The sequence below is a fragment of the Streptococcus sp. HMSC065E03 genome (genome assembly GCF_001815045.1).
Classification (GTDB): domain Bacteria; phylum Bacillota; class Bacilli; order Lactobacillales; family Streptococcaceae; genus Streptococcus; species Streptococcus parasanguinis_AD.
Map to the genome: position 1 here is coordinate 1 of NZ_KV818830.1, position 370 is coordinate 370.

The following is a 370-nucleotide window of genomic DNA, read 5'->3' on the forward strand; positions in this document are numbered from 1 at the left end:
AATAAATTTTCTTGAATAAGGTCACTGTTTTTGGTGATATTATTTAAGAAATCTGAATGGTTACGGTTGTCAATTTGGTTAAATTCACGCGATAAATAATGTAATAAGAGACGCCTTTTTAGATCTAAAATAACTTTTTTTACATATTGGTTTTTAAGATAGGAATAGGAACAAGAAATCAAGAACCACAGTAAAATCGAACTTACACAAATAGTGATATGAAAGAGTAATCCACTATTTGAATTAGATATACTATCAAGTATTCTTCCTAATTGGAGAGAGAAGAATGTCATTAAAAGAGCACTTGTCAGACTTAATAAAATAAGCAAGAAATATAGTAATTTATATTGTTTCATAATCTGGTTCATAT

At 27.0% G+C, this 370-nt stretch carries 1 protein-coding gene; it reads right to left on the bottom strand.

Annotation, left to right across the window (positions count from 1 at the left end):
• Positions 1-368, bottom strand: a 368-nt coding sequence (locus tag HMPREF3002_RS00065) for an ABC transporter transmembrane domain-containing protein (RefSeq protein ID WP_141754460.1), incomplete at its 3' end; no start/stop codon positions are given.
• Positions 369-370 lie beyond the last annotated feature (2 nt).